Below are 4,900 nucleotides of genomic sequence, written 5' to 3'. Positions count from 1 at the left end.
CGTCGAATTGCTTGACACCGCACCGGTATTCGCACAACAGATCGAGGCGTGCGCCGAGGCGCTCGCCGAATTCGTCGACTGGTCGCTGACCGACGTGCTGCGCGGGGCTCCCGGTGCTCCGGGCCTCGACCGGGTGGACATCGTGCAGCCGGTGTTGTTCGCGGTGATGGTGTCGCTGGCCGAGTTGTGGAAGTCCACCGGCGTGCGTCCCGATGCCGTCATCGGGCATTCGCAGGGCGAAATCGCCGCGGCCTACGTCGCCGGAGCGCTGTCTCTCCGCCATGCCGCCAAGATCGTCGCGCTGCGCAGCAAGCTGCTCACCGGCCTGGCCGGCCCCGGCGGCATGGTTTCCCTCGCCTGTGGCGCCGAACAGGCGCAGGAACTTCTGGCGCCCTTCGGTACTCGGATCAGCATCGCCGCTGTCAACGGCCGGGCGGCGGTGGTGGTATCCGGGGAGGTGGCGGCGCTGGACGAGCTGATCCTGGCCTGCGCGGGCCGCGAGCTGCGCACCCGCCGGATCGAGGTGGACTATGCCTCGCATTCGGCAGAGGTCGAAGCCATTCGGGCCCAGCTCGCCGGCGCCCTCGGCGATATCGAGCCGCGTTCCTCGCGCACCGTCTTCTTTTCCGCAGTGACCGGAAAGCGTTTGGACACAGCAGGTTTAGACGCCGATTACTGGTACCGCAACATCCGCCAGACCGTGCAATTCGACCAAGCAGTGCGCAATGCGTGCACGAACGGGTATCGCATCTTCATCGAATCCAGCCCGCATCCCGCGTTGATTGCCGGTATTGAGGACACCGCCAACCACTGCATGGCTGACTCCGAACCCGTCGTCGTCCCCACCCTCGGCCGCGAGGACGGCGGACTTGACAGATTCTTGCTGTCGGCCGCCTCCGCATTCGTCGCGGGTGTGAGCGTGGATTGGCGGGCCGTACTAGAGGGGGCGCAGTTCGTCGAGCTGCCGACGTATGCCTTTGATAAGCGCCGGTTTTGGCTCTCGGGCGAGGGCATGGGTGCCGATGCGTCCGGTTTGGGATTGGCCACCAGCGAGCACGCGTTGCTGGGCGCCGTGGTGGAGCTGCCGGCATCGGGTGGCGTGGTGTTGACGGGCCGGTTGTCTGTCAGCTCCCAGGCGTGGTTGGCCGATCACGCCGTGTCCGGCGCAGTGGTGTTCCCCGGCACCGGATTTGTCGAGTTGGCGATTCGCGCCGGCGACGAAGTCGGCTGCTCGGTGCTCGATGAGCTGACGCTGCAGACGCCGTTACTGCTTCCGGCATCCGGCTCGGTGGCGGTGCAGGTGGTCGTGGGCGCGGCGGCAGAATCTGGACGGCGCAGTGTTGCAATCTATTCCCGCGCCAACGTAGATGCCGGTGCGGTGTGGAGGTGCCACGCGGAAGGAACATTGAACGCCGGGAGTGTTGAGCCGGTAGCTGACCTGTCGGTGTGGCCGCCCGCGGGTGCTGCCGCCGCGGATGTGTCCGACGGCTACCAGCGGCTGGCGGAGCGCGGGTACGGGTATGGTGCGGCGTTTCGCGGGTTGACCGCGCTGTGGGCCCGCGGTGACGAAATGTTCGCTGAGATCAGGTTGCCTGAAGCGGCTGGCGGTGTCGCCGGATTCGGGGTGCACCCGGCGCTGTTGGATGCGGCGTTGCATGCCGCGGTCATATCCAACCCAGACCCCGAATTGATGCTGCCCTTCTCGTGGCAAGGTGTGTCGCTGCATGCCGCTGGAGCATCGGCAGTGCGGGTCCGGATCGCGCCCGCCGGCCCGTCCGCGATCTCGATCGAGCTTGCCGACGACGTGGGCTTACCGGTGCTATCGGTCGCCGCGATGGTGGCCCGGCCGGTGACCGAGCAACAGTTGCGTGCCGTGGTATCGGGCTCGGGCCCAGACCGACTGTTCGAGCTCGTCTGGTCACCGGTGACCGCCGCGAGCGCCGATGCGCCCTCGGGCTACGACGTCTTCGAATGTGTTGCCGCTGTTGGCGATCCGGTGGTCGCGACTCACGAAAGCGCCGGCCGGGCGCTGACCACCATCCAGTCGTGGCTGACTGACCATGACTCCGGAGTGCTGGTGGTCGTCACCCAGGGTGCCGTGGCGCTGCCGGGTGAGGACGTCACCGACCTGGCGGGGGCCGCGGTGTGGGGGTTGGTGCGGTCAGCGCAAACCGAAAACCCGGGCCGGCTGGTGTTGCTGGATTCCGATGTGCCGCTTGATGATTCGGCGTTAGCATCAGCATTGGCGGTCGGCGAACCGCAGGTGCTGCTGCGCAACGGACAGCCCTACACCCCGCGGGTGCACTCCAGCCGCGACGTTGACGGCATTCTGGTGCCGCCGGCCGACGGGCCGTGGCGGCTGGGCCTGAGCAGCGCGGGCACTTTCGAAAACCTGCGGCTGGAGCCGGTTCCCAATGCCGACGCGCCGTTAGGACCCGGCCAGGTTCGGGTTGCCATGCGTGCTATCGCCGCGAACTTCCGCGACATCATGATCACCCTGGGCATGTTCACTCATGACGCGCTCATCGGCGGTGAGGGTGCCGGTGTCGTTGTGGAGGTCGGCCCGGGAGTGACCGAATTCGCGGTGGGGGATTCGGTGTACGGATTTTTCCCCGACGGCAGCGGCACGCTGGTCGCCGGAGACGTCCGGTTGTTACTTTCGATGCCGGCCGACTGGTCCTACGCCGAAGCCGCGGCCATCTCCGCGGTTTTCACTACCGCGTATTACGCGTTTGTGCACCTGGCCGATGTCCAACCGGGCCAGCGGGTGCTGGTGCACGCTGCTACGGGCGGGGTGGGTATGGCGGCCGTGGAATTGGCGCGGCATCTGGGTTTGGAGGTGTTCGCCACTGCCAGCAAGGGTAAGTGGGACACCCTGCGGGCCTTGGGCTTTGATGAAGACCATATCTCCGATTCGCGCAGCCTGGAATTCGAGGACAAGTTCCGCGCGGTCACCGGCGGCCGCGGCGTGGACGTCGTTTTGGACTCGCTGGCCGGTGAATTCGTCGACGCGTCGCTGCGCCTGCTGGGGCCCGGCGGGGTGTTCCTCGAAATGGGCAAGACCGACATCCGCGATCCCGGCGTGATCGCCCAGGAATATCCGGGCGTGCGCTACCGTGCCTTCGACCTGTTCGAACCCGGCCGCCCCCGCATGCACCAGTACCTGCTGGAACTGGCCGCATTGTTCGACGCCGGGGTGCTGCGGCCCCTGCCGGTAACGACGTTTGACATCCGGCGGGCACCGGCGGCCCTGCGCTACCTGAGCCAGGCCCGCCATATCGGCAAGGTCGTCATGAGCATGCCCGACGCATGGGCGACCGGCACGGTGCTGATCACCGGTGGAACCGGCATGGCCGGTTCGGTATTGGCGCGTCACGCCGTGACCCGGCACGGTGTCGGTCATCTGGTGTTGCTCAGCCGGCGCGGTGCCGACGCTGCGGGGGCCGCAGAGTTGGCGACCGAGTTGGCTGCCGCCGGCGCGCAGGTGCAGGTGGTGGCGTGTGACGCGGCCGACCGGGCGGCACTGGCAGACGTGATTGCCGGGATCCCGGCGCAGCACCCGTTGTCCGCCGTCATTCATGCGGCCGGTGTGCTTGACGACGCGGTGCTTTCGGCGTTGACGCCGGAGCGCGTTGACTCGGTGCTGCAGGCCAAGGTGGATGCAGCCTGGAATCTGCACGAGCTGACCCGGGACCTGGACGTCTCGGTTTTCGTGATGTTTTCGTCGATGGCCGGTTTGGTGGGATCGGCGGGTCAGGCTAACTATGCGGCGGCCAACACGTTCCTAGACGGATTGGCCGCGCACCGGCGCGCCCATGGGTTGCCGGCGATATCGCTGGGCTGGGGCCTGTGGGACCAGACCAGCGACATGACCGGCGGACTCGACGCCACCGACCGCGCCCGGCTGGGCCGCGAAGGGGTCCGGGCGTTGTCCTCGGATGAGGCAATGGAATTGTTCGACACCGCGCTCATCGTCGACCAACCATTCCTGGCGCCCGCCCGCATCGACCTGAGCGCGCTGCGGGCCCACGCGGTGGCGGTGCCGCCGATGTTCCGGGATCTGATCAACGCGCCGACCAGGCGCCAGGTCGACGACGCGCTGGCCGCTGCTAAGTCGAAATCGGCGCTGGCACATCGTCTGCACGGTCTGCCCGAACCCGAACAGCACGCCGTGGTGCTGGGCTTGGTGCGGTCCCACATCGCCACCGTACTGGGCAACATCGCCCCCGAGGCCGTCGACGCCGACAAGGCGTTTCAGGAGTTGGGCTTCGACTCGCTGACCGCGGTCGAAATGCGCAACCGACTCAAAACCGCAACCGGCCTTACCCTTTCACCCACGCTCATCTTCGACTATCCGACTCCCAACGGCCTGGCCGGCTACATTCGCGGTGAACTCGCCGGTGTTCCGCAGGAGATCAAGCACGTATCGGCGGTGCGCGCCACGGGCGACGACCCGATTGCCATCGTGGGCATGGCATGTCGTTATCCCGGTGGGATCGAGTCGCCAGATGACCTGTGGGACATGCTAGTTCAGGGCCGTGATGTGCTTTCGGCATTCCCGGCCGATCGGGGCTGGGACTTGGACGGGCTGTTCAACCCGGATCCCGACGTTCCGGGCGCGTGCTACACCCGCACCGGCGGCTTCGTGGACCGGGTCGGCGACTTCGATCCCGCGTTCTTCGGCGTTGGGCCCAGCGAGGCGCTTGCCATGGACCCCCAGCAGCGCATGTTCCTGGACTTGTCGTGGGAAGCGTTGGAGCGAGCCGGAATCGAACCCGGCAGCCTGCGCGGCAGCGCCACCGGCGTGTTCGCGGGAGTGATGACGCAGGGCTACGGCATGTTTGCCGCTGAGCCGGTGGAAGGCTTCCGGTTGACCGGCCAGCTGTCGAGTGTGGCCTCG

General features: G+C 67.2%; 1 protein-coding gene. It reads left to right on the top strand.

The window, feature by feature from the left end; genetic code table 11:
* Positions 1-4,900, top strand: a 4,900-nt coding sequence (locus F0Q45_RS24255) for an SDR family NAD(P)-dependent oxidoreductase (RefSeq protein ID WP_149656316.1), incomplete at both ends; no start/stop codon positions are given.

The organism is Mycobacterium simiae (assembly GCF_008370645.1).
GTDB classification, from domain to species: Bacteria; Actinomycetota; Actinomycetes; order Mycobacteriales; family Mycobacteriaceae; genus Mycobacterium; species Mycobacterium simiae_A.
The sequence above is the reverse complement of the archived record's forward strand: the minus strand, read 5'-3'. Positions and strand labels throughout refer to the sequence as shown.